This is a genomic window from Flavobacterium aeripolare (assembly GCF_013294025.1).
GTDB lineage: Bacteria > Bacteroidota > Bacteroidia > Flavobacteriales > Flavobacteriaceae > Flavobacterium.
In genome coordinates, this window is the sequence record NZ_JABSNL010000026.1 from 1 (window position 1) to 3,499 (window position 3,499).

Annotated in this window: 1 protein-coding gene and 1 pseudogene; both read left to right on the forward strand. The window is 30.6% G+C overall.

The window, feature by feature from the left end:
• Positions 1-1,971: 1,971 nt before the first annotated feature.
• Entirely contained in the window at positions 1,972-2,319 is a 348-nt protein-coding gene (locus HNQ00_RS16180; protein WP_173839544.1) for an ISAon1 family transposase N-terminal region protein, read from the forward strand.
• Positions 2,320-2,685: 366 nt separating this feature from the next.
• Positions 2,686-3,237: pseudogene (locus HNQ00_RS16360) on the forward strand (transposase).
• Positions 3,238-3,499: the final 262 nt, after the last annotated feature.

Below are 3,499 nucleotides of genomic sequence, written 5' to 3' on the forward strand. Positions count from 1 at the left end.
CATCTTATATAACAGAACCCTCGAATTATCTTACTGTTATAAATATGTATACTGAATCTAAAAGATAGACATAGCTACAATACGCTACCCGAACGTCTATTAAAGAAAGGGAGGCTTGACGGATTTATAGCGGGATTTTTATATTAGGTAACACTTTATGATTCTCACAAGACATAATTAACTATTTTAGTGATACCACATATTTCCAAAATTTAAAACTAAATAGCTCAATCCCTTTAGAAGGCAGGTCAATAAATAGATGATTCAGAACATATATTTACACTGTATATGAGTGAAGATAAATTTTGAAATAGAAATACTATCAATAGCACTTAACCTAGCCCTGATAGAAGTGGAAATCCTCTGGAATTCTTGAGATGATAATCGAGAGAATTCAAGAGATTGTAGCGGATAGCAGGAAATAGCTCCTAAAAATCAATTATTACCCCTACCATTATGGCAAGATAAAAATGGACAAATCTAAAAAATTTGTAAAGAATGAAAAAAGACAAGTCCTTACTAGTAAGCGCGAATATATCATACAAATAAGGACGAACGATTAAAACTTACATTCCTAATATTTTTGTTAAGTACTTCGATTTGATTAATACTAAAGTTAGGTATAATACCTAAGAACATGCTTTTAGAAAAAAATATTCGACATCGATAATTTAATAATGGTCAAGTTATTTTCATAGGATTCTTTAACGAAACTACCATCCAAAATTCCCCATCGAGAGGCAAGCTTGTTTACCATATATTTTCCAGCGACGAAGGCAGAAAAAGAATTTCAAATTAACATACTACATAATTCAATTAGTAAGGTATAAATATCCCCATTGATGAAAGAAGCGCTATCTTTCCTATAAGTTCTGGATACACACCAGGTCACATAACAGTATAGCTAACCCGATTTCTACAGATTTTTTTGTAAAAATTTTGTAATGATAACCCAAAGACTTCTTGGGTAATATTAAAGTTTCATATTAAGTAAGTCCAATCAAAAAACGGCTACTTTTCTAACATACTATTGGAACGAAACTATCCATCACTCAAAACCCTTTTTCACATATCAAACATGATACTGCTGTACCTTATATTTCTAGAACAAAAAAATTAATGCCACAATTATCATTGAAATTAAAAAGATACAGAAATTGTCATTATGACAAAAATCTGAAATTAATTAACGAAATTTAATTTTAGAAATAACAACACTCATAATAAAAAATATAACCTTAATCTCAACAAAACAAGAGCATCATAATAATGCAAATAATTTCAAAAAACGATCTCATATAAACAACTTCACTAAAGAGGCTCTAAAATAACTAAGGACTAATCCTCATAAAAACTATCGATTAAGAAAATTATATAACACTAGAAGCAAAAATAATTTTAAAAAACCTTCAAATTGCAGATACATCTAAGCAATTACTCATTAGTAATTATTAGCTCTTTCACAAAACAACCGCAAAGTTGACGCAAAACCACATCAAAAGAACCAAATAGCTTTTCGAAAATATCTTTAAGCGATAAAAACATACAGTCTAACAATAGAATTACATAAAAAATTGGAGAAGACCAATGATGAAATTATAGGGCTTCAGAATCAAAACAAATGACAAAAAAAATAGATTAATTCGAATTCACACCATTCGACACAATCTACATACATTTACAAATCCTCATCGCGAATTTAAACAATGATTAAAAAATTAAGCTATATCTGTAAAAATATTTAGTAAAAAATATGTGAATTTATACTTTGCGATGGCTTTCAGGAAGGAAAAGCAAGGAAAATAACTTGTATCATTTTAGCTCATCTAGTGTTTAGATTGATCGACAACTTTTGTATTTGATCAGATACTTTTTATGTATTTCTATTTCGGGAGGCGACGTCGGATCAGGAAAAAAACTTGGGTACAAGTTTTAGAAAACTTATTATTTTTGTACTATTAATATTGAGATATGACTTCTATAGACCTTTTAAAATTTATGCTTCCCGATTTTCTAGTAGATAACTTTGAAGTAGTTTCTATTCTCAATTATGAGTATAACCTACATCTCTATTTTGAAGAAAAATCAAAACCTCCAAAAGAGTTTCATTCTTTGGAACTAGTATCCAAAGGTTTTTTGGATGAAATCACAATTCAAGATTTCTCGCTGAGCGGTAAATTTGTTTTCTTGCACATTAAATGTCATCGTTGGACAAATAAAATCAATAGCGAGATCGTTAAAGTCTCGATAGCTATCGGGAGGCAGTTAATTGCCAAGGGAACACGTATGACGCAAGAGTTCACGGCTTTTTTAAAATAAATTAATAGATTACACCGCTATTAACTGTAACATCATTGGAGGGTTCTTTGGTGTTGACGATAAAAAACTCCAAAGGCAGTATAAAAATCACTTAAGTTCTTTTAATATTTGGGAACCTAGAAAAGATGCTCATAACTGGATTATTTACCCTGAAAATATTGCTACTCATCTCGCCATTGACGAAGTTGACTTATCCCACGGAGAACTTTAGTCTATTGTCACTAATAAAAAAGCCAAAGGCAACAAAGAATCATTAGTGGCTATTGTCGCTGGAACTAAAACAGAACAGGTTATTGAACAAGTCAGTAAGATCCACTTAAAAAAAGACAAGAGGTTATAGAAATCACTCTTGATATGGCAAACTCCATGAAGTTGATAGCTAAAAAATGTTTTCCAGCAGCCATACAAGTAACGGATCACTTTCATGTACAAAAATTAGCCTTACAGGCTTTACAAGAATTCAGAATCAAGAACCGTTGGGAAGCAATGAATAGAGAAAATCAGGCGATACTAAATGCTAAACCCTAAAACAAAACACATATTCCACAACTTTTAAACAATGGAAATATAGTAAAAAAGTTATTAGCCAGAAGTTGTTATTTACTATATAAAATTAGAGAAAAGTGTACGAACAGCCAAATAGAAAGAGCACGGCTTCTATTTGAAAACTATCCTGATTTAAAAACAACATATATTTTGTCTCAGCAACTAAGAGCTATTTACAACAGTAACAACGATAAGAATGTCGCTATGCTAAAATCAGCACATTGGTATAGAAAAGCGGAAGAATCGGGATTTAAAAAATTCAATATTGTACTTAATACGATAACAATTAACTACCAATCCATTTTAATTACTTTGACAATCGTACTACTAATTCTTCTGCAGAATCTTTTAATGTTAAATAAAAGCTTTTAGATCACTACAGATAGCTATCGGGATAGAGATGTTAGAAATATAAAATACTTCCTTTTTAGGCTAACTAATATATATGCTTAATATGTCCCAATCCACAGGTTTTCGTTATGATCCCTAGTCTTAGCATTAAACTAAGACGTTTATGCTAAATTCATGAAATTGTGTATAATAGTTTACACAACAAAAAACCCTTATCCGTTAGGATAAGGGTTCTTAGAGATCCTAAAATAAATTCAGGATAAAGAAAGGCGACGACATACTC